Raw genomic sequence first — 19,353 nt, forward strand, 5'->3', positions numbered from 1 at the left:
GGAGAGCCCGTGACGGTGTTCCTCGTCGACGATCACGAGGTGGTGCGTCGCGGCCTGATCGACGTGCTCAGCGCCGAACCGGACCTCGAGGTGATCGGTGAGGCCGGCTCGGTCTCGGAGGCATTGGCACGCATCCCGGCGCTGCGGCCCCAGGTCGCCGTACTCGACGTCCGGCTGCCCGACGGCAACGGCATCGAGCTGTGCCGCGACCTGCTGTCGCGGTTGCCGGATCTGCGCTGTCTGATGTTGACCTCGTTCACCTCCGACGAGGCGATGGTGGACGCCATCCTCGCCGGCGCCAGCGGTTACGTCGTCAAGGACATCAGGGGCATGGAACTCGCCAAGGCGATCAAGGAGGTCGGCGCGGGCCGGTCCCTGCTCGACAACCGCGCCGCCGCCGCGCTGATGGTCAAACTGCGTGGGGCCGCCGAACACTCCGATCCGCTGTCCGCGCTCAGCGACCAGGAGCGGGTCCTGCTCGGGCTGCTCGGCGAGGGCCTGACCAACAAGCAGATCGCCGCCCGGATGTTCCTGTCGGAGAAGACCGTGAAGAACTACGTGTCGCGGCTGCTCGCCAAGCTCGGCGTGGAACGCCGCACCCAGGCCGCGGTGTTCGTGTCGAGACTCGACCGCACGCACGGCCACACCGGCTGAACCGCCGGCTCACTCGAAGGGTGAACCGTCCAGCCACGTGACGACGTCGCCAAGCGGTCGGCGGGGGGTCGACGGCAGGGGATCGGCGTTGACCGGCGCCCAGCCGGCCCGGAAGAGCAGCTGGGGGAAGGCGCCGTCGCCGAAGACCTCGGTCCGCACGGCGGCGCGCGTGGCGGGGATCTCGAGCGGCTCGGTGACCGGGCACGTCGCCAGCCCGAGTGCCGTGGCGGTGAGCAGCACCAGGCTGGTCGCTTCGCCGGCGCGCAGCCGTGCCAGCTCGTCGTCGGTGGCGGTGCCGAGGGCGAGCAGCACGGCGTTGTCGTCGGCCGGACCGGCGTCTGCCGGCTGATCGAGTGCGGCGCCGACGAACAACCGCCCGGGGACGCGTGCCTCGGGAACCGACACGGGGATGCTGCGGGCGGGCACACCGGCGGTGGACGCGTGCCGTCCACTCCACAGCGACAGCTCGTCGCGGTAGTCCGGATCCGAGACGTGCTCCCAGACGGCCTGCGCCACGACGGCCCGGAAGTCGGTGGTGGGCTCCACCCGGCGCATGGACACCCCCGCTCGTGCGGCGCGGGCGCCCATCAGGGCGATGTCACCGACGGCGACCGGCCAGGCGCTGAAATGCCTGCGGTCGGTCCGCCGCCGCGGAATCGCCGCCGCAAGCGCGATGTCGACCTCGCTCGGGGCCTGGCGGTGCATCTCGATCGCAGCCAGGTGAAGGGGCTGCGCGGGATTGGGGAACCGGTGGACCACCGAACGCCAGCCCAGTGCGGACAGAGCGGTCACGCAGTGGTTCAGCGCGGCGCCGCAGCTGATCAGGAGCTCGCGGCCGTCGGGATCGGTGTGTGACAGGTGCGGAGGCTGCTCCGCGTACAGGTGCACGCTGTTGTCTCCGACGCGCCAGCGCCACGGCTGCGAATTGTGGATGGAGGGTGCGCGAACCGCCAGCGAGAGAGCGACGTGCACGGTGTCCTTATCCGGGCCCGGTGCGGTGGTGCCGACGGTCATGGCGCGCCTCCTCCGATAAGTCAAAGTTCCTGAGCGGGAACACTTCCGACTACATCGCGTGGCCGCCGAACGGGATAGGGACCATCGGCCCGAATGCGACGGCGAATGGCCCCGGGGTTCAGGACGCGGGTTCATCCTCGGCGAGGGTGAAGTAGTTCTCTTCTTCCTGCACGAAGTGCAGCCGCAGCAGCGTGTACAAACCGTAGAGACACGCCAGCAGGTCGTCGACCTGGTCGGGCTGGATGGCGCCGGCCGATCGGGCGAGGCCGACATGTGCGCCGATACGGTCGGCGAGCCGCTGGATCTCGGCGTGGGTGCGGCTCATGGTGGCGGTGGCCTCACCACTGCCCAACGGGCGGGCCAACGCGGGATACAGCTCGTTCTCCTCGGCCAGTTCATGCGGCAGGATCCGGTCGGTGAGCAACCGGTGAACGGTGGTCAGCGAATCCAGTGCGGCGGCGTCGGGTGCTGCGGCAAGCCGGTCGGCACTGTCGCGCAGCAGGGGGAGTGTCTCGCGAAGCTCATCGTGTTCAGCGGCGAAACGCCGCAGCAGCTGCTCGGTCGCGGGCGGCAGATCCATTGCCGAGCCGGGGTTCCCGCGCAGCGCGCGCAGCGCATTGAGGATCACCGCGACGTCGATGCCCTCCTGCAGGAGGGCGCCGACCGGCGGCGGTAGCCAGCCGAAGGCCGCGACCACCATTGCCAGGAGCGACAGACTCATGCCCACCACGGCACTCTGCACGGCGATGCGCCGCGACCAGCGGGCCACGTCCATCGCGTCGGCGAGGCGGTCGACCCGATCGGTCGTCAGCACGATGTCGGCGGCCTCCGAGGACGCGGTCGCCCCTCGCGCACCCATCGCGACACCCACGGTCGCCGCAGCCAGCGCCGGGGCGTCGTTGATCCCGTCACCCACCATCACCGTCACCGCGCGTTCGCGTTCGGCGCGCACCGCGGCGACCTTGTCCGCCGGTGTCTGCTCGGCGTACACCTCGTCGAGCCCCAGCACGGTGGCGACCTCGCGGGCCGGCTCGGCGCGGTCGCCGGTCAGCATCACCAGCCGGTTCAGTCCTGCCGCCCGCAACCGGCGCATGGTGCGGGGTGCGTCGCGGCGCAACGGATCCCGCAGCAGCACCGCACCGGCCGCCTCGCCCTCGACGCTCACCCACGCGATCGCCGCACCGTCCAGACCGGCCCGGTTGAGGACGCCGCGATGCCAGTCGCCGGCCGTGCCTGCGGCGTCCAGCTTTCCCACCGAGACGCGACGGCCGTCGAGGGTGGCGGTGACGCCCCGGCCGGGTTCTTCGAGCACATCGGTGGGAAGTGACAGCGTCAGGCCGCGGTTGAGCGCCTCGGTGACGATGGCCTCGGCCAGTACGTGCGGGGAGAGCTGGTCCACCGACGCCGCCTGCCGCAGCACCTCGGTCGGCTCGCGGCCGGGAGCGGCGGCCACATCGACGACCGCCGGACGCCCCATTGTCAGGGTGCCGGTCTTGTCCATCACCAAAGTGGTTGCCTGGCCGAGGTTCTCGAGCGCCCCGCCGCTGCGGATGATCACCCCGGTGCGGGTGGCCCGCGACAATCCCGAGACGATCGCGACGGGGGCAGCCAGGAGCAACGGACACGGGGTGGCCACCACGAGGACCGCGACCGCTCGCACCGCTGAACCGCCGGCCAGCCATGCCGCGCCGGCCAGCAGCAGCGTCAGCGGCAGGAACCAGGCCGCGTAGCGGTCGGCCAACCGCACCAGGGGTGCGCTCTCCGCGCCGGCCTGACGGGCCAGTCGCACGATCCCGGCATAGGTGCTGTCCTCGGCGGTGGCGCCCGCGCACAATTCGAACGCTCCGCCGGCGTTGACCACACCGCTGCGGACCGGTTCGCCGACCGCATGCTCGACCTGGAGCGGCTCGCCGGTCAACGCGGACTCGTCGAGCACCGCCACCACGTCGAGCACCCGGCCGTCGACGGGCACCACCTCGCCCGGCCCGACGATCAGTACGTCATCGGGGGCGACCTCGTCCAGCGGGATCACGCTGACCTGCATGCCGATCCGCCGCCGTGCGAACCGTGGGGCCCGCTCCAGCAGCGCTCGCAGGTCGTGGGAGGCGCGGCGCGTGGCGGCGGCGTCCAGCGCGCGGCCACCGGCCAGCATCACCGCGACCAGCGCTCCGGCCAGATATTCCTCCACCAGCAGAGTGCCGACGAGCGACAGCACCGCGATGACGTCGACGCCGAGCCGTCCCCGACGCAACCCCGCCGCGACCCACACCACCGCAGGCGCCACCGCGAGCACCGTGCCCGCGATCCAGCACGCGTCGGCGACAGACCGCCATCCGGCCAGCCACGCGATGCCGCCCGCGGCGAGCGCCGCCACGGTGAGCACCACCAACGCCGGCTCGAGCAGCGGACGAAGCCGCGAGACCCACCGAATCCGCCCGCCCATCACACACCGAGTCGGGCTGGGACGGCGGGCGGGCGTCGTCTTCTCGTCATCGTCGTCTCCGAGATCAGCGTCGTCGGGTGCTGACTACACCGGTATCCGACCACCGCCGGATCGGCGTCGCTAGGGACGGAAGTCCCCGCTGTGGGGGCCGTTCGCACAGGGCGACGCAGAAAGGACCACCGGCCCTAGCGGATGGGGACGGGGCGGAGAAGGCTGAACACATGACGAATGGTGTGGTGAAACTGGGTGCCACTGGGGCCCTGCTCTACGCGGCGAGGCGCTACTTCCGCGACTGGGGCACCACCAAAGCCGAATCCGGCAGCCACTTACCCGGTGACCGACTGGTGCATCCGCCGGTGATCCAAGCCACCGAGGCGGTGTGGATCGATGCGCCCGCCGAGGCGACGTGGCCGTGGCTGGTCCAGATGGGCCAGGACCGGGGTGGCCTCTACAGCTACGAGCGAGTCGAGAACAGCCTGGGTCTGAAGTACCGCAACGCCGGCCAGCTGCACGAGGAGTGGCAGCACCTCGCGGAGGGCGACACGGTGAGGCTGGCGCCGAAGGGCTGGCTGGGACTGGACGACGGCGTCGAGATGCGGGTCGCCGAACTCGCCGAGGGGCAGACGATCGTGCTGTTCGCCGAACCGCCTGGGGTGCCGTGGACGGTGGTGTGGTCGTTCCACCTGATGCCCCGCGGACAGGACCGCTGCAGATTGCTCATCCGGTCTCGTCTGGGGTTACGTCACCCCGGCGAGGTGATGCTCGCCGAACTGTTCGGGCCGGCGAGGGCGTTGCTCACCCGGGGCATGCTCATCGGCATCAAGCGTCGCGCGGAGAGCTACCGACAGGCCGAGGCGGCCGCGGCCGCGGCGAGCGCGCAGGCGCACCGCGTCGGTTAGCTCGCCGTGCCGGGTCCGAACGTGAACCGCCGGCCGGTGACGGTCAGCGGCCGGATGCGGACGTAGTGCTGCTTCGCCGTCGATGTCCACGGAAGTAGCTGCCCCCGTTCGGCTTCGGCCAACTCGTCGTCATCGTGGAGGATCTTGGCCACCCCCTTGACCACGACGCTCCAGCCTTCGGCGACGTTGTGGTCGTCGGCCTCGAACAGCACGTTGTGGTTGATCGCCGTGCTCACCAGCTTGGTTCCCTCCGCCGTCCGGAACAGCACGGTGCGCCGCTGAACCACGAAGTTGACCGGGAAGATCTCGGGCTGGCCGTCGACGCTCGTGACGAGTCGCCCGAGGGTCACAGCCGACAAGAGGTTCCAGCATTCGCTCAGGGACAGGACGGAGACCGGCGCGGATCCGGATCTGGTTTCGTCGGACATGGCTGCGACGCTATCGCGGCCCCTCGACCCATCGTCGACCTCTCGCTCCACAGCCATGGCACGAGTGTCGGTGACAGGCTCCGCGGACAACAGGGTCCAAAGTCCCCACCGACGGAGGGCCGTCGGGACGTTCGACCCGCCGGCTGGTGTCCTCCTGCCCTTACCCGCCGGACGCGTGGCCGACGACAGTGGTCCCCAGATGGAAGGGGATGCCATGAAGGCCAAGGTGGGTGACTGGCTCGTCGTCAAGGGAACGGCGGTCGACCGACCCGAACACCGGGGGTTGATCACCGAGGTGCATTCCGAGGACGGCTCACCGCCGTACGTGGTGCGCTGGTTGGAGACCGATCACGTGGCGACGGTGTTCCCGGGCCCGGATGCGGTGGTCCTCACCGCCGAAGAGCAACGCGCCGCCGACGAACGTGCACGTCACCGATTCGGAGCCGTGCAGTCCGCCATTCTCCACGGCGACGAGAAGTAGTCGGCTTCCGCGGGGAGGGGTGGCTCGGATGGGCGATCAACGGCGAGACTCGTCGGTGCTGGTGGGGATCGACGGCTCCGACGCGGCGATCGGCGCCGCGACGTGGGCGGTGGAGGAGGCGGTCAGCCGATCCGTCCCTCTGACGCTCGTGTGCGTGATGAGGTCCCTGCATCCGTCCGCCGACGAGTATCAACGGGAACTGCACCACGCCGATGCGTCGCTTCGCGCCGCGCGCGCGGCGGTCGAGGCGACCGGGCGTCCGGTCAAGGTGGACACCGAGATCGCCACCGGCCAGCCCGCGGCGGTGCTCATCGCCCGCTCCCGGGACGCCGACCTCGTGTGCGTCGGATCGGTCGGTATCGGCCGGTACGGGAGGTCTATATTGGGCTCCACCGCAACAGATCTCGCCGAACAGGCGCACTGCCCGGTGGCGGTGATCCGGCCCGCCGAGACCGGCGATCCCGGCGACGTCCGCTGGATCGTCGCCGGGGCGAAGGGAACACGCGAGGACGAGGCGGTCATCGAAGGCGCGGTGCGCGAAGCGCGACTGCGCAGGCTCCCGGTGCTCCTCCTCGGTCGGCCACCTCGCGGTGGCGCCGAGATCGGCGAACTCGACCGCACCGTCGCGCAGTGGCGAAGGAGCTTCGAGGACGTCCACATCTATCCCGTCGCCGTGCCGGGGAGCGTCGCCGACTTCGTCCGCGAGCACGACGAACCGATCGACCTGGCGGTGATCGGCGCCACGGACGCCGGCGAACTCGCGGCGATCCTGGGCCCGTACGGACATCCGGTGTTCCCGCACGGACGTTCGTCGGTCCTCGTGATCAGGATCCCCTCCGAACGCCCGGACCGCCCGCGGTGACTGTGCAGACCATGCATGCCTGGCGGATACGCGTTCCGGGGCCGATGGGCACACGGCCGCTCGAGTGGAGCGCCACCGAGGTGCCCGAACCCGGTGACGGCGAGCTCCTGATCGCCGTCCGGGCCTGCGGGGTGTGCCGCACCGACCTGCACATCGCAGAGGGTGATCTGTCCGTCCACCGTCACCACGTGACGCCCGGACACGAGGTCGTGGGCGAGGTCGTCGGGCTGGGCACCGGCGTCGACGCTCAGTTCGCGGTCGGCGACCGGGTCGGCGTGGCCTGGCTCCGGCACACCTGCGGACAGTGCCGCTACTGTCTGCGCGGGCAGGAGAACCTGTGCCCCCGGTCGCGTTACACCGGATGGGACGCCGACGGTGGCTACGCCGAATTCACCACGGCGCCCGCGGCGTTCGTGCACCGACTGCCGTCCGGTTACACCGACACCGAGTTGGCACCGCTGCTGTGTGCGGGAATCATCGGATACCGGTCGCTGCTGCGGGCGGACCTGCCGCCCGGCGGCCGGTTGGGTATCTACGGATTCGGTGGCAGCGCCCACATCACCGCGCAGGTGGCGGTGGCGCAGGGCGCCGAGGTTCACGTCATGACCCGAGGGGAGCGGGCACGGGAGCTGGCGCGGGGGCTGGGCGCCGCGTCGGTGCAGGACGCCGACGAGCCGCCCCCGGTGAAGCTGGATGCCGCGATCCTCTTCGCCCCGGTGGGGGACCTGGTGCTGCCCGCGCTCGAGGGTCTCGACCGCGGGGGGACGCTCGCCATTGCGGGCATACACCTCAGCGACATCCCGGCTCTGCACTATCAGCGCCACCTGTTCCAGGAGCGTCAGGTGCGGTCGGTGACCGCGAACACCCGCGCGGACGCCCGGGCATTCCTCGAATTCGCCGGCCGCCACCACATCGAGGTGACCAGCCCCGAGTACCCCTTGGACCGTGCGGACGCCGCGCTCGACGATCTGAGCGCCGGCCGAATCGCAGGCGCCGCGGTCCTGCTCGTCTGAGCGTCCCAACGGACATGTCCACCGGCTCGCCGCCTCGGGACCAACGACCCTGGCGGTGGCGGCGTGGGTTTCCTACCGTCGGAAGCAGGAGCACCACGCCCGACAGGGAGAACCGTCATGGACGACTCGGCCGCCTGTCCCGAGGATCACCGCACGGTGACCGGATTCTGCCCGAGGTGCGGCGCGCCCCTGACCGTGCCGCCGGAGCGGGCGCACCGCCGCCGTGGCGTGGCGGTCGCGATCGTGGCCGCCGTCGTCGGCGTGGCGGCTCTGCTCGTCGTCGACGCCTCCCGGACGCACGATGCCGTCGTCCCGTCCGAGCAGGCAGCTGTCCGCGAGTGGTGGTCGGCGGCGCAGCCGGCGGTCACGGACCTGCAGGAATCGCTCTACGACGCCGAGAGCTCGCTGCGCCGGATGAACGCCTCAGCCCTGGCCGCCGCCTGTCAGCGGATGCACGACTCCGCTGCCGTGGGCGTCCCTGCTGAAATGCCGACTCCTGACCGCGATCTGACCGCGGAACTGAGCGCCGCGACGGAGGACGCGCACTCGGCGGCACACATGTGTCTGGCCGTGGTCGCGAACTCGCCGCACAACTACGAGGGTGAGTTCACCGCCAATCTCGATCAGGCCGAGAAGCAGATGAGGGCCGCGATGGCGCTCGTCAACCGCATCCTGACCGGCCAGGTGCCGGCACTCGCGCGGCCGGTGTCGGGTGCCCCCCTGTAGCGGATCAGGTCACCAGGATGCTGACTGCGCCGAAGTAGATCATGATCGTCAGCAGATCCTGCACGACGGTGGACAGCGGACCGGCGCCGAACGCCGGGTCCATCCCGAGCCGCTGCAGCAGCCACGGCAGGAACAACGCCACCAGCGTCGCGATCGCGCTGGCGCCCAGGACCGCGACGGACACCGCCGATGCCAGCGTCATGCTTCCCGTCATCACCGTGACCACCGGCCACATGAGCGCACCCAACAGCAACCCCACCGACATTCCGGTCAGCGTCTCGCGACCGGTGATGCGCCGGATGCCGACACCCACCGACAACCCACGGATCGCCAGGGTCTCGGTCTGGGTGCCGACCGCGTCGGCGAGGTAGACGATACCCGGAATGAAGTACGCGACAGCGAGATTCGCGTGGAGCTGGTCTTCGAACACCGTCATCAGCACCGCGGACACCATGGCCCCGAGAAGGCCGATGCAGCCACGGCAGCCGGTGCCACAGCCGCCGCCTGACCGCTTCGACGCTCGACGACCGGGCCGTCGCGGCACCGCGCAGGAAGCCGCCGAGCCGCGCCAGGTCCTCGTCGTGTTCGGCCAGCAGAACGGTCAGCAGGCGGTGCGGCGAGATCAGCCCGCGGAAGCGGCCGGTCTCGTCGACCACGGCCAGCCCCGGTTCCGCGCGGTGCACGGCCTCCCATGCCGCACGCTCCTGATCGGTGTCGGGCGCGACCACCGGCGGATCCGGGTCCATCACGTCACGCAGCAGCGCGCCGTCCCCCGCGGCGAACATGCGCTCGATGGTCGCGATGCCCGCCAGGCGGTCCCCGTCCATCACCGCGACCGCAGCGGCGCTGTCGAAGTGCCTGCCGCGCATGGCGCTCAGCGTGTCGCCGACGGAGTCTCCGGGCGCGGCAACGGGAATCCCGAGCGACGCGTGGTGCAGCGCGCGGTCGGGCGGGCCCAGGAATTCCGTCTCGTTCGCGATAGACGGGCTCGTCGGCGCCATACCGTCATCACGACTTGCGCGCAACGATCACCGGTACCGAGGCCGCCTGGGCGACCGCGGAACTGACCGATCCCAGGAGCATCCCCGCGAACCCGCCCCGGCCGTGGCTGCCGACCACCAGAAGTTGAGCGTGTTCGGACTGCTCCAGAAGTTGGCGCACCGCTCGGTCCCGCACCACCACGCGGCGCACCGGGACATCGGGATACCGTTCCTGCCAGCCGGCCAACCGTTCCGCCAGCACCTCGTCGGCCTGGGGTCTGAACATCATCCACTCCTCGCTGGGGAACGCATAGATCGTCGGATCACTCCACGCATGGACGGCGACGAGATCGACGTGTTTCCGCGAGGCCTGGTCGAACGCGATCGCGGTGGCCAGTTCGGATGCCTGCGATCCGTCGATACCGACCACAACAGGCGCGCGCTCCCGATCGGGGGCGGGGCGCTCATCCTCGTGGATCACCGCGACCGGGCAATGCGCGTGGTGCACCAGACCCCGGCTCACCGAGCCCAACAGCCGTCGTCCGATCGCACCGAGGCCGCGACTGCCCACCACCACCATCTCGGCATCCTTGGACAGGTCCACCATCGTCGACACCGTGTTGCCCGGCACGCTGCACTGGCGCAGGGTGAGCTGACCTGGGTCGGTAGTTGTGACCGCGGACTCAGCCGTCCTCACCGCCTCGGCCTGGATCTCACGACTCTGGTGTTCGACCGTCCGCCAGAACTCCTCTGTCGGTGGAACATCCAGCCACATCTGCACTTCGATGTCGGGCAGCACGTGGGCGAGTGTCAACGGCACATCCCGGCCGGCGGCTTCCCGTGCTGCCCACGTGACGGCTCGCAATGCCTCTGGTGAGCCGTCGACCCCCACCACGATTCCCTGACCGGCTGATGTGGTCATCTCGCCTCCTCGGTGATCCCTCGAGTAGTGCTGACGTTAGGGCTCGGATGGCCGGATGCGCAGGAGGCGTTGGTCACCACGTCCGCCCGCGGCGCAGGACCAAAGACCCGGTCCCGTGGTTCGAACTACTCCGTCGGCGGCGCCGTCGGTCCCCTACCCTCGTACCGCGCAGCAGAACGGGAGCCCCGATGGAAACGACACATCGCATCCGGCCGGTCGTCGTCGGAGTGGACGGTTCACAGGCCGCACTCGATGCCGTGAGGTGGGCGGTCGACGAAGCCGCCGCGCGCTCGGCGCCGCTGCGACTGGTACACGCGACAGGGGTGACGCGACAACCGGGCCGGTCTGACGACGAGTTCCGGATGGAACGCGAGTACGCCGAGACGGTTCTCCGGGCGGCGTCGACCGCGGCGAAGGCCGTAGGTCGGGACGTCGACGTCGACACGGACATTCTCTGGGGGCCGCCGGAGCGCGAACTGCTCGCCGAATCACGCACGGCGGCAATGATCTGCATCGGATCGGTGGGCATCGGTGCGATCGCCAGCGTCGTCCTCGGCTCCACCGCCGTCACGGTCTCGACCGAGGCGCAGTGTTGCGTCGCGGTGCTGCGGGCCGACGCCCTCCCCGCGCCGCGGGACTGGCTGGCGGTCGCCACCGACGCCACCCCGGAGAGCGGCAGCGTCATCACCGGCGCGCTCGAGGAGGCCCGGTTACGCGGTTCCCCGGTCGTGATCGTCGGAGTTCGCCGCTGGGAATCGCACGAGCCCAGCCGCGACGAACTGGATCGGCGGACAACCGAATCGACGCGACGCTATCCGGATGTGCGCACGCTCGTGGTGCCGACCAGCGACACCATCGTGCGCTACCTCGCCCACCAGCGGGAGCGCGACATCGGCATGGTCGTCATCGGCGCTGCCGACGCCGGGGTGGTGGCCGACATCGTCGGGGCGCGCGGCACACTGTTCGACAGCGGCAGGCGGCACTCGGTGCTCGTGGTCCGCTGATGTCGGATCCGCCGGACCTCTGCCGCGGTGGGCGCGACCTGCCCGCCAGCGTGGCACTTCTCGACGGCGGTGCGGTCACCCTCCGGCGCGTCACCGACGCCGACCGGGCAGCGATCACGGCGATGGCCCACGGCCTCACCGAGCGGGAACGCTATCTGCGGTTCTTCACCGCGCACCCCCAGCACATCGACCGGTGGGTGACCACTCTGCTGCAGACAGCCGCGGACCGATTCACGCTCGCGGCGTTCGACGGCGACACGCTGCTCGGGGTGGCCAACTACGTCGAGTCGGCCCGCCCGGGCCATGCGGAGGTCGCGATCGTGGTCGCCCACGGTCATCACCATCGCGGCATCGGCACCGTCCTGCTCGACGCGCTCGGCCATATCGCCCGGGCCAACGGCCAACGTTTCTTCGTCGCCGACATCCTGGCCGAGAATCACGAGATGCAGACGGTGCTCTCGGACTCCAGCTGGCCCTGCCGCCGTCACCTCGACGGCGCGGTGGTATCGGTCGAGGTGGATCTCCGTTCCGGCGGCTCCGACGCCCGGTAGATGCGCTGATCGGCGCGATTTTGGGCAACCAACCCGAGCAGGTAGTATTGACCAACGGTGCGGTGCCCGCGCCGGCTCTTGCGTGCCTCTGGTTTCCGGAATATCCGACTACCGGCTCACGTTTCGTGGTCGGAGCGCAACTGTGCCAGTGCAGTGTGTCGCCGAACGGCGGCGGGCGCCGAACAACCAAGAAGACAACGGAGGATCTCCGAAAAGTTATGGCAAAGAAAGACGGTGCCATAGAGGTCGAGGGTCGTGTGGTCGAACCCCTGCCCAATGCGATGTTCCGCATTGAGCTGGAGAACGGTCACAAGGTTCTCGCCCACATCAGCGGCAAGATGCGGCAGCACTACATCCGCATCCTGCCCGAGGACCGCGTCGTGGTGGAGCTGTCTCCCTACGACCTGTCCCGGGGCCGCATCGTGTATCGGTACAAGTAAAAACCCAGACAGAACGACCAAGAAGGATCTGCACGCCGTGAAGGTGAACCCGAGCGTCAAGCCCATCTGCGACAAGTGCAGGGTGATCCGTCGGCATGGGCGGGTCATGGTGATCTGCTCCGACCCCCGCCACAAGCAGCGGCAGGGCTGATCCCGGCCCGGCTCCTACGCCGGCCACACCCTCGAAACAACTGAATGCTGACCTCCCAGTACCACCGAGCGGATTGGCTGCTCGGACACGCCCGGACGGAGGCCGGGCCCCGCCACCACGGCGGGATCGGACTGGGAACAGACCTCCGCCAAGAAGAAGGAATGGCACACCCATGGCCCGACTAGTGGGCGTTGACCTCCCGCGCGACAAGCGCATGGAGATCGCACTGACCTATATCTACGGCGTCGGCCGTACCCGCTCCCAGGAGATCCTGGAGGCGACCGGCATCGACCGCGACCTGCGCACCAAGGACCTCACCGACGACCAGGTGACCCAGCTGCGCGACTACATCGAAGCGAACCTGAAGGTGGAGGGCGACCTGCGCCGCGAGGTGCAGGCGGACATCCGCCGCAAGATCGAGATCGGCTGCTACCAGGGTCTGCGGCACCGCCGCGGCCTGCCGGTGCGTGGCCAGCGGACCAAGACCAACGCGCGCACCCGCAAGGGCCCGAAGCGCACCATCGCCGGCAAGAAGAAGGCCAGGTAAGTAGATGCCACCGAAGAAAGCCGCCGCTTCCTCCGCGAAGAAGGGGCAGAAGACCCGCCGCAGGGAAAAGAAGAACGTCCCGCACGGCGCCGCACACATCAAGAGCACGTTCAACAACACGATCGTGTCGATCACCGATCCCCAGGGCAACGTCATCGCCTGGGCCTCGTCGGGTCACGTCGGCTTCAAGGGCTCGCGTAAGTCGACGCCGTTCGCCGCGCAGCTCGCCGCCGAGAACGCCGCCCGCAAGGCCCAGGAGCACGGGGTCAAGAAGGTCGACGTGTTCGTGAAGGGGCCCGGTTCGGGCCGCGAGACCGCCATCCGCTCGCTGCAGGCCGCCGGCCTCGAGGTCGGCGCCATCGCCGATGTCACGCCGCAGCCGCACAACGGTTGCCGTCCGCCCAAGCGGCGCCGGGTCTAGGAAGTAGGGACTAAGAACTCATGGCTCGTTACACCGGACCTGCCACCCGCAAGTCGCGCCGCCTCGGCGTCGACCTCGTCGGTGGTGATCAGTCGTTCGAGAAGCGCCCCTACCCGCCCGGCCAGCACGGCCGCGCGCGGATCAAGGAGAGCGAATACCGCACCCAGCTGCAGGAGAAGCAGAAGGCCCGCTTCACCTACGGGGTGCTGGAGAAGCAGTTCCGTCGCTACTACGACGAGGCGAACCGGCAGCCCGGCAAGACCGGCGACAACCTGCTGCGCATCCTCGAGAGCCGGCTGGACAACGTCGTGTACCGCGCCGGCCTGGCGCGCACCCGCCGGATGGCCCGTCAGCTGGTCAGCCACGGACACTTCACCGTCAACGGCGTCAAGGTCGACATCCCCAGCTACCGGGTGTCGCAGTACGACATCATCGACGTCAAGGAGAAGTCGCTCAACACCGATCCGTTCGTGATCGCGCGGGAGACCGCGGGTGACCGGCCGATCCCGTCGTGGCTGCAGGTCATCGGCGAACGTCAGCGCATCCTCGTCCACCAGCTGCCCGAGCGCGCACAGATCGACGTGCCGCTGACCGAGCAGCTGATCGTCGAGCTCTACTCGAAGTAACACCCCCGGCCGTCCCGATGGCGGCAGGGTCACGCGGCATCAAATAGCGGGTGTCGTGACGAAGGAGAAAACACCATGCTGATCTCTCAGCGCCCCACACTGTCCGAAGAGACGGTTGCCGAGAACCGCTCCCGGTTCGTCATCGAGCCGCTGGAGCCCGGCTTCGGCTACACGCTGGGCAACTCGCTGCGGCGCACGCTGCTGTCGTCGATCCCCGGCGCAGCGGTCACCAGCATCCGCATCGACGGTGTGCTGCACGAGTTCACCACCGTGCCCGGGGTGAAGGAAGACGTCACCGACATCATCCTGAACCTCAAGAGCCTGGTCGTGTCCTCGGAGGAGGACGAGCCGGTCACCATGTACCTGCGCAAGCAGGGACCGGGTGAGGTCACCGCGGGCGACATCGTGCCGCCCGCCGGTGTCACCGTGCACAACCCCGAGATGCACATCGCGACGCTGAACGACAAGGGCAAGCTCGAGGTCGAGCTGGTCGTCGAGCGCGGTCGCGGCTACGTGCCCGCCGTGCAGAACAAGGCGTCCGGCGCCGAGATCGGCCGCATCCCGGTCGACTCGATCTACAGCCCGGTGCTCAAGGTGACCTACAAGGTGGAGGCCACCCGCGTCGAGCAGCGCACCGACTTCGACAAGCTGATCCTCGACGTCGAGACCAAGAACTCGATCTCTCCGCGTGACGCGCTCGCCTCGGCGGGCAAGACGCTGGTCGAGCTGTTCGGCCTGGCCCGGGAGCTCAACGTCGAGGCGGAGGGCATCGAGATCGGGCCGTCGCCGGCCGAGGCCGACCACATCGCGTCGTTCGCGCTGCCCATCGACGATCTCGACCTGACCGTCCGGTCGTACAACTGCCTCAAGCGCGAGGGTGTGCACACCGTGGGCGAGCTCGTCGCCCGCACCGAGTCCGATCTGCTGGACATCCGCAACTTCGGCCAGAAGTCCATCGACGAGGTGAAGATCAAGCTGCACCAGCTCGGTCTCTCGCTCAAGGACAGCCCGGCGACGTTCGATCCGTCCGAGGTCGCCGGTTACGACGCCGCCACCGGCACCTGGAACAGCGACGCCGGCTACGACCTGGACACCGACCAGGACTTCGCCGAAACCGAACAGCTGTAATTCGCAAACTCTCGAAAGAGAACCGTCCCGGCCCTACCTGATACGGGGGCCGGCCCCATTGAGGAGATAGTCGCAATGCCCAAGCCCACGAAGGGCCCTCGCCTCGGCGGGTCGTCCAGCCACCAGAAGGCGCTCCTGGCCAACCTGGCCACGTCGCTCTTCGAGCACGGCCGCATCAAGACGACCGAGCCGAAGGCGCGGGCGTTGCGGCCCTACGCGGAGAAGCTGATCACCCACGCCAAGAAGGGCACGCTGCACAATCGGCGTGAGGTGCTCAAGAAGATCCGCGACAAGGACGTCGTGCACACCCTGTTCGCCGAGATCGGCCCGTTCTTCGCCGACCGCGAGGGCGGCTACACCCGCATCATCAAGGTCGAGCCGCGCAAGGGCGACAACGCCCCGATGGCGGTCATCGAGTTGGTGCGGGAGAAGACGGTGACGTCGGAGGCCAACAGGGCCCGCCGGAGTGCCGGTTCGCAGAAGGTCGCGGCCGCGGCTGCCCCGCAGGCTGCCGTCGAGCCCGAGGCCACAGAAGGTCCCGAGGCCACCGAGGTCGAGGCTGTCACGGAGGCCGAGGACACCACGGCTTCGGAGGCGTCGCGGTCGACCGAGACCGACGATCCCACTGAGGGTTCGGACGCTGACAAGTCCTAGCGGTATGAACGCAGACCAGCCCGTCACTCCCCGGAGTGGCGGGCTGGTTCGTCTTCGGCTCGACGTCAGCTACGACGGCACCGACTTCGCGGGCTGGGCGCCGCAGACCGGTCAGCGCACGGTGGCCGGGCTGATCGACGAGGCGCTCACGACGGTGTTCCGCACCCCGTTGGCGGTGCGGGCGGCCGGGCGCACGGACACGGGTGTGCACGCCACCGGCCAGGTGGCGCACGTCGACGTGCCCGAGGACGCGCTGCACCACGCGTACCCGCGTACCGCGCGGCCCGGTGAGCCCGAGTTCCTGCCGCTCGTCCGTCGGCTCGGGCGGTTTCTGCCCGCCGACGTCCGGATCCGCGACATCAGCCGTGCGCCAACGGGATTCGACGCACGCTTCTCCGCGTTACGGCGCCACTACACCTACCGGCTCGGCACCGCCCCCTACGGCGTGGAACCGCACTTGGCGCGCTTCGTGACGCCGTGGCCGCGGCCGCTCGACGTCGAGGCGATGAACGCGGCGAGCGCACAGCTGGTCGGGCTGCGCGATTTCGCGGCGTTCTGCCGTCACCGCGACGGCGCGACGACGATCCGCGATCTGCAGCGGCTGGAGTGGGCGCGCGACGGCGATCTGGTCACCGCGTACGTCAGCGCGGATGCGTTCTGCTGGTCGATGGTGCGCTCGCTCGTCGGTGCGCTGATCGCGGTGGGGGAGCATCGCCGCGAACCCGGATGGTGTGCCGGGTTGTTGAGCGCCACGCGGCGATCCAGCGAGTTCGCGGCCGCCCCGCCGCAGGGGCTCACCCTCGTGGGGGTGGACTATCCGCCGGATGACGAGTTAGCGGCGCGCACCCTGGTCACCCGCGATCTGCGCGTCATCTAGCCTCGGTCAGATGCGCCCGGCGATGAAGTCGGCGGCCTGGTTGACCATGCCGGCGTTGACGTAGGCCCGCGCCGCGTGGTCGGGCCAGTTGCCCTCCCAGGTATTGGGGTCGGCCGGGCTGCAGATCGGATCGGCGCCGTGGCACAACTCGATCGTGCGTTCGCGGTAGAGCGGGCTGAAGTTGGTGATCGGCCCGACCCACGCGACGCCGTTGCCGAACAGGGCGATCGCGGCGATGTGCCGGTCCATCCCCGGCGGCAGCGGCTTCTCGAAGCCGAACGCCGCGATCGGCGCGGCAAGCACGACGTCGGTCACGGCGGCGCCGAGCGAGTAGCCGCCCAGCACCAGGCGGGTGTCGGGGCACCGCCCTGCCATGTCCTGGATGCGCGAACTCATGTCGTTGGCGCCCACATCGATCTCGGTGTCCGCCGGGTACTGCACGGTGTAGAGGTCGATGTCCTTGTCGGTCTTGTTGCGCAGGGCGCTGATCAGGGCATTGCCGATCACGCCTGCGCCGGGCGCCTCGGTGCGACCGCGCGCGAAGATGAGCTCGGCCTGCGGGCACGATTGGGCGGACGCGACGGCGGCGGTCCGGGACAGGGTCGAGGGCGCGATGAGTAGTCCGGCGGCGACGAGGACGGACGCGGCGAGCGTCAGAGACCGACGGACCCAGCTGAGCGACGCAGAGTGATCATGCACCCCGTCGATGTTAACCGACATGATCGTCAAATCAGGCTGGCTGCGAAACCTGCCGCCTGCCCGATGAACGGCGAGGACTCGTAGTTCTTATGAGCGAACGGATTGCGGCCGTTCGAACAGATCGGGTCACCGTCGCTGCACAGGTCGATCCCGCGGCCGGCGAACAGCCCTCGCGCGTTGACGGGGTTGCCGAACTTGGTGGCCGGGTTACCGAACACCGCGACCGCCGCGACGTCGCTGACGTAACCGCCGGGTAGCGGCGGTGCCGAGCCGATGTCACCGATCCGGTTCCCCAGGGGCGGAACGCCGGCCAGCATGTCGATCACCGCCGCGCCCTGCGAATATCCGCCGAGGACGAACCGGGTGCCAGGGCACTGCGTCGAGACCGACGCGATGCGTGCGGTCGCATCGGCTGCGCCCGCGGCGGTGGTCAGGAAGTCGTAGGTGGCCGGGTAGTTCACGCCATAGGTGCTCAGCGTGCGGCCCCCGAGCATGGGGCGCATCGCATCGGCGAGCGCCTGGCCGACGCGGCCGATGCCCACGGGTTCGCTGGTGCCTCGCGCGAAGATCAGCTCGACATCGGAGCAGCCCTGCGCGGCGGCGGTCGGTGCCGGGCCCGCTGCGACGAGGGCACCGGCGGTGACGACGGAGAGTGCGGTGGCGGCCAGACGCGCACCGGCGCGAAGCGAGATCACCGGCACATACTCACATAGGTGGGCTAGCTAGAGCCAACAGTTCGGGCTTCTCCGGCCTCCTCGACCGGTGTTTCCGGCCACATCGCCGCCGCGACCAGATCCGGGCCGTCGGCGTCGCGGGAATCGTGCCGGTCTCCCTGGCGGGCAAGGGCGAGGCCGCACAGGACGATGGCGCCGCCGACGGCCTGCACCGCGGTCATCGATTCACCGAGCAGGACCCAGGCCGCCAGGACAGCGAACAGCACCTCCGAGAGGCCGACCAGCGAGGCGAACCGCGGCCGCAGCCGGGCGATACCCATGATGCCCAACGTGTAGGCGATCGCGGTCGGGATCAGGCCGAGAGCGAGGACCGGCACCACCCACGACGTGGTCCACCCGGCGATCACGGTGTCGTCGGTCGTGAAGGTCAGCGGCATGACGCCGACGATGCCGAGCAATGCGGTGAGCGCCCCGCCGACCGCCAGTCCGGCCGCGGCGAGGGTGACCGGATGGACGCTGTCTGCGTTCTCCTCGCCGGTGGCGACCCGCTCCGACATCAGGAAGTAGCAGGCGGCGCACACACCGGCGGCCAGGCCCCAGCCGACGCCGACGAGGTTGATCTGCGCGGCGGCGAATCCGCTGCTGTCGACGACCCCGAGGACGAGCATGATGCCCGTGACCGCGAGGGTCACGCCGGCCAAGGTCAGCGTGGACGGCCTGCGGCGGGTGGTCAGCCACAGCCACGCCACGACCAGCAGCGGGGCGGTGTACTCCAGCAGCAGTGCCACGCCGACGGTCAGGTGGGAGACGGCGTTGTAGTAGAAGAGCTGGGCGCCGGCGATCGGGACCGCCCCGTAGACGAGGACGGTCCGCCAGTGCGACACCGCCTCCCGCAGCCAGCCGCGGCGGACGACCGTCGCGAAGACCGCCATGAGGAGGGCGCCGCCGGCCAGCCGGGCCGTCACGGCCGCGGTGGGGCTCCATCCGGCCACCATCAGCGACTTGCCGAGCGGCCCGGACATGCCGAACGCGAACGCCGAACCGACGGCGAGCATCAGGCCGACCCGGAAGTGGTCGACCGCTGCACGCTGTGGCGTGAGCGCGCCGAGCGAAGCCATGGCACCTCCGAGAGGATGTAATGAGTAAAGTGAGCTTTGGT

Annotated in this window: 23 protein-coding genes and 1 pseudogene; 16 read left to right on the top strand and 8 right to left on the bottom strand. The window is 69.7% G+C overall.

What is annotated here, in order from left to right; translation table 11 throughout:
- Positions 1-9: 9 nt before the first annotated feature.
- The gene (dosR, locus tag AU196_RS19005; protein WP_197415845.1) at positions 10-654 is read left to right on the top strand and encodes a hypoxia response regulator transcription factor DosR/DevR; all 645 of its coding nucleotides are present in this window, start codon (positions 10-12) and stop codon (positions 652-654) included.
- 9 nt (positions 655-663) lie between these two features.
- Here dosR and AU196_RS19010 read toward each other — a convergent pair whose 3' ends face one another.
- Positions 664-1,668, bottom strand: a complete 1,005-nt coding sequence (locus AU196_RS19010; protein WP_059096598.1) for an Acg family FMN-binding oxidoreductase — start codon at positions 1,666-1,668, stop codon at positions 664-666.
- A gap of 118 nt (positions 1,669-1,786) precedes the next feature.
- Positions 1,787-4,111: a heavy metal translocating P-type ATPase gene (locus tag AU196_RS19015; RefSeq protein ID WP_059096599.1), complete on the bottom strand. Its 2,325-nt coding sequence runs from the start codon at positions 4,109-4,111 to the stop codon at positions 1,787-1,789.
- A 221-nt stretch (positions 4,112-4,332) separates the two neighbouring features.
- Here AU196_RS19015 and AU196_RS19020 point away from each other — a divergent pair, with 221 nt between their 5' ends.
- Positions 4,333-5,010, top strand: a complete 678-nt coding sequence (locus AU196_RS19020; protein ID WP_059096600.1) for a hypothetical protein — start codon at positions 4,333-4,335, stop codon at positions 5,008-5,010.
- Here the strand turns inward: AU196_RS19020 and AU196_RS19025 are convergent.
- Positions 5,007-5,438 carry a pyridoxamine 5'-phosphate oxidase family protein gene (locus tag AU196_RS19025; RefSeq protein WP_059096601.1) on the bottom strand — a complete coding sequence of 144 codons (432 nt, stop codon included), beginning with the start codon at positions 5,436-5,438 and terminating at the stop codon, positions 5,007-5,009. The two genes, AU196_RS19020 and AU196_RS19025, sit on opposite strands and share 4 nt — an antisense overlap.
- A gap of 214 nt (positions 5,439-5,652) precedes the next feature.
- Here AU196_RS19025 and AU196_RS19030 point away from each other — a divergent pair, with 214 nt between their 5' ends.
- From AU196_RS19030 to AU196_RS19045, 4 genes are all read left to right on the top strand, one after another.
- Entirely contained in the window at positions 5,653-5,919 is a 267-nt protein-coding gene (locus AU196_RS19030; RefSeq protein ID WP_059096602.1) for a DUF1918 domain-containing protein, read from the top strand.
- Positions 5,920-5,947: 28 nt separating this feature from the next.
- Positions 5,948-6,781, top strand: a complete 834-nt coding sequence (locus AU196_RS19035; RefSeq protein ID WP_059096603.1) for a universal stress protein — start codon at positions 5,948-5,950, stop codon at positions 6,779-6,781.
- A gap of 11 nt (positions 6,782-6,792) precedes the next feature.
- On the top strand, positions 6,793-7,794 hold the full coding sequence (locus AU196_RS19040) for a zinc-binding alcohol dehydrogenase family protein (protein WP_059096668.1): 1,002 nt from the start codon (positions 6,793-6,795) through the stop codon (positions 7,792-7,794).
- A gap of 117 nt (positions 7,795-7,911) precedes the next feature.
- Positions 7,912-8,520 carry a hypothetical protein gene (locus AU196_RS19045; protein ID WP_059096604.1) on the top strand — a complete coding sequence of 203 codons (609 nt, stop codon included), beginning with the start codon at positions 7,912-7,914 and terminating at the stop codon, positions 8,518-8,520.
- A gap of 4 nt (positions 8,521-8,524) precedes the next feature.
- Here AU196_RS19045 and AU196_RS19050 read toward each other — a convergent pair.
- Together AU196_RS19050 and AU196_RS19055 are read right to left on the bottom strand one after the other, a co-directional pair.
- Positions 8,525-9,521: pseudogene (locus tag AU196_RS19050) on the bottom strand (magnesium transporter).
- A 7-nt stretch (positions 9,522-9,528) separates the two neighbouring features.
- Positions 9,529-10,422, bottom strand: coding sequence for a universal stress protein (locus AU196_RS19055; RefSeq protein WP_059096605.1), 894 nt, complete (start codon positions 10,420-10,422; stop codon positions 9,529-9,531).
- A 188-nt stretch (positions 10,423-10,610) separates the two neighbouring features.
- Here AU196_RS19055 and AU196_RS19060 point away from each other — a divergent pair, with 188 nt between their 5' ends.
- From AU196_RS19060 to truA, 10 genes are all read left to right on the top strand, one after another.
- A complete protein-coding gene (locus AU196_RS19060) occupies positions 10,611-11,426 on the top strand; it encodes a universal stress protein (RefSeq protein ID WP_157546486.1) in 816 nt (271 codons plus the stop codon).
- Positions 11,426-11,977: a GNAT family N-acetyltransferase gene (locus AU196_RS19065; RefSeq protein WP_059096606.1), complete on the top strand. Its 552-nt coding sequence runs from the start codon at positions 11,426-11,428 to the stop codon at positions 11,975-11,977. The genes AU196_RS19060 and AU196_RS19065 overlap by 1 nt, the downstream gene beginning before the upstream one ends.
- 218 nt (positions 11,978-12,195) lie before the next feature.
- A complete protein-coding gene (gene infA / locus AU196_RS19070) occupies positions 12,196-12,417 on the top strand; it encodes a translation initiation factor IF-1 (RefSeq protein WP_003418601.1) in 222 nt (73 codons plus the stop codon).
- A gap of 37 nt (positions 12,418-12,454) precedes the next feature.
- A complete protein-coding gene (gene rpmJ / locus AU196_RS19075; protein ID WP_003879483.1) occupies positions 12,455-12,568 on the top strand; it encodes a 50S ribosomal protein L36 in 114 nt (37 codons plus the stop codon).
- 172 nt (positions 12,569-12,740) lie between these two features.
- On the top strand, positions 12,741-13,115 hold the full coding sequence (gene rpsM, locus AU196_RS19080) for a 30S ribosomal protein S13 (protein ID WP_011558522.1): 375 nt from the start codon (positions 12,741-12,743) through the stop codon (positions 13,113-13,115).
- 4 nt (positions 13,116-13,119) lie between these two features.
- On the top strand, positions 13,120-13,536 hold the full coding sequence (rpsK, locus tag AU196_RS19085; protein WP_011558523.1) for a 30S ribosomal protein S11: 417 nt from the start codon (positions 13,120-13,122) through the stop codon (positions 13,534-13,536).
- Between the two features lie 20 nt (positions 13,537-13,556).
- Positions 13,557-14,162, top strand: a complete 606-nt coding sequence (gene rpsD, locus AU196_RS19090; protein WP_059096607.1) for a 30S ribosomal protein S4 — start codon at positions 13,557-13,559, stop codon at positions 14,160-14,162.
- A gap of 75 nt (positions 14,163-14,237) precedes the next feature.
- Positions 14,238-15,290 carry a DNA-directed RNA polymerase subunit alpha gene (locus tag AU196_RS19095; protein ID WP_059096608.1) on the top strand — a complete coding sequence of 351 codons (1,053 nt, stop codon included), beginning with the start codon at positions 14,238-14,240 and terminating at the stop codon, positions 15,288-15,290.
- A gap of 75 nt (positions 15,291-15,365) precedes the next feature.
- A complete protein-coding gene (gene rplQ, locus AU196_RS19100) occupies positions 15,366-15,944 on the top strand; it encodes a 50S ribosomal protein L17 (RefSeq protein ID WP_059096609.1) in 579 nt (192 codons plus the stop codon).
- Positions 15,945-15,948: 4 nt separating this feature from the next.
- Positions 15,949-16,821 (top strand): tRNA pseudouridine(38-40) synthase TruA, encoded by an 873-nt coding sequence (truA, locus tag AU196_RS19105; protein ID WP_059096610.1) that lies wholly within the window; start codon positions 15,949-15,951, stop codon positions 16,819-16,821.
- Between the two features lie 6 nt (positions 16,822-16,827).
- Here the strand turns inward: truA and AU196_RS19110 are convergent, their stop codons facing one another.
- Genes AU196_RS19110 through AU196_RS19120 form a run of 3 tightly spaced genes read right to left on the bottom strand, consistent with a single transcriptional unit; the run spans position 16,828 to position 19,312 of the window.
- Entirely contained in the window at positions 16,828-17,541 is a 714-nt protein-coding gene (locus tag AU196_RS19110; protein ID WP_059096611.1) for a cutinase family protein, read from the bottom strand.
- 5 nt (positions 17,542-17,546) lie between these two features.
- Positions 17,547-18,221 carry a cutinase family protein gene (locus tag AU196_RS19115; RefSeq protein WP_082695786.1) on the bottom strand — a complete coding sequence of 225 codons (675 nt, stop codon included), beginning with the start codon at positions 18,219-18,221 and terminating at the stop codon, positions 17,547-17,549.
- 17 nt (positions 18,222-18,238) lie between these two features.
- On the bottom strand, positions 18,239-19,312 hold the full coding sequence (locus AU196_RS19120) for an EamA family transporter (protein ID WP_059096612.1): 1,074 nt from the start codon (positions 19,310-19,312) through the stop codon (positions 18,239-18,241).
- Between the last annotated feature and the right edge of the window lie 41 nt (positions 19,313-19,353).

The sequence above is a fragment of the Mycobacterium sp. IS-1742 genome (assembly GCF_001500125.1).
In the GTDB taxonomy this organism is placed as follows: Bacteria; Actinomycetota; Actinomycetes; order Mycobacteriales; family Mycobacteriaceae; genus Mycobacterium.

Coding starts and splice junctions, on each gene's coding strand:
- AU196_RS19055 (WP_059096605.1), bottom strand. CDS start 10,422: ATGACCACATCAGCCGGTCAGGGAATCGTGGTGGGGGTCGACGGCTCA.
- AU196_RS19110 (WP_059096611.1), bottom strand. CDS start 17,541: ATGTCGGTTAACATCGACGGGGTGCATGATCACTCTGCGTCGCTCAGC.
- AU196_RS19030 (WP_059096602.1), top strand. CDS start 5,653: ATGAAGGCCAAGGTGGGTGACTGGCTCGTCGTCAAGGGAACGGCGGTC.
- AU196_RS19010 (WP_059096598.1), bottom strand. CDS start 1,668: ATGACCGTCGGCACCACCGCACCGGGCCCGGATAAGGACACCGTGCAC.
- AU196_RS19015 (WP_059096599.1), bottom strand. CDS start 4,111: ATGGGCGGGCGGATTCGGTGGGTCTCGCGGCTTCGTCCGCTGCTCGAG.
- AU196_RS19065 (WP_059096606.1), top strand. CDS start 11,426: ATGTCGGATCCGCCGGACCTCTGCCGCGGTGGGCGCGACCTGCCCGCC.
- AU196_RS19025 (WP_059096601.1), bottom strand. CDS start 5,438: ATGTCCGACGAAACCAGATCCGGATCCGCGCCGGTCTCCGTCCTGTCC.
- AU196_RS19045 (WP_059096604.1), top strand. CDS start 7,912: ATGGACGACTCGGCCGCCTGTCCCGAGGATCACCGCACGGTGACCGGA.
- rplQ (WP_059096609.1), top strand. CDS start 15,366: ATGCCCAAGCCCACGAAGGGCCCTCGCCTCGGCGGGTCGTCCAGCCAC.
- AU196_RS19060 (WP_157546486.1), top strand. CDS start 10,611: ATGGAAACGACACATCGCATCCGGCCGGTCGTCGTCGGAGTGGACGGT.
- AU196_RS19040 (WP_059096668.1), top strand. CDS start 6,793: ATGCATGCCTGGCGGATACGCGTTCCGGGGCCGATGGGCACACGGCCG.
- rpsK (WP_011558523.1), top strand. CDS start 13,120: ATGCCACCGAAGAAAGCCGCCGCTTCCTCCGCGAAGAAGGGGCAGAAG.
- rpsD (WP_059096607.1), top strand. CDS start 13,557: ATGGCTCGTTACACCGGACCTGCCACCCGCAAGTCGCGCCGCCTCGGC.
- AU196_RS19095 (WP_059096608.1), top strand. CDS start 14,238: ATGCTGATCTCTCAGCGCCCCACACTGTCCGAAGAGACGGTTGCCGAG.
- infA (WP_003418601.1), top strand. CDS start 12,196: ATGGCAAAGAAAGACGGTGCCATAGAGGTCGAGGGTCGTGTGGTCGAA.
- AU196_RS19120 (WP_059096612.1), bottom strand. CDS start 19,312: ATGGCTTCGCTCGGCGCGCTCACGCCACAGCGTGCAGCGGTCGACCAC.
- rpsM (WP_011558522.1), top strand. CDS start 12,741: ATGGCCCGACTAGTGGGCGTTGACCTCCCGCGCGACAAGCGCATGGAG.
- AU196_RS19035 (WP_059096603.1), top strand. CDS start 5,948: ATGGGCGATCAACGGCGAGACTCGTCGGTGCTGGTGGGGATCGACGGC.
- truA (WP_059096610.1), top strand. CDS start 15,949: ATGAACGCAGACCAGCCCGTCACTCCCCGGAGTGGCGGGCTGGTTCGT.
- AU196_RS19020 (WP_059096600.1), top strand. CDS start 4,333: ATGACGAATGGTGTGGTGAAACTGGGTGCCACTGGGGCCCTGCTCTAC.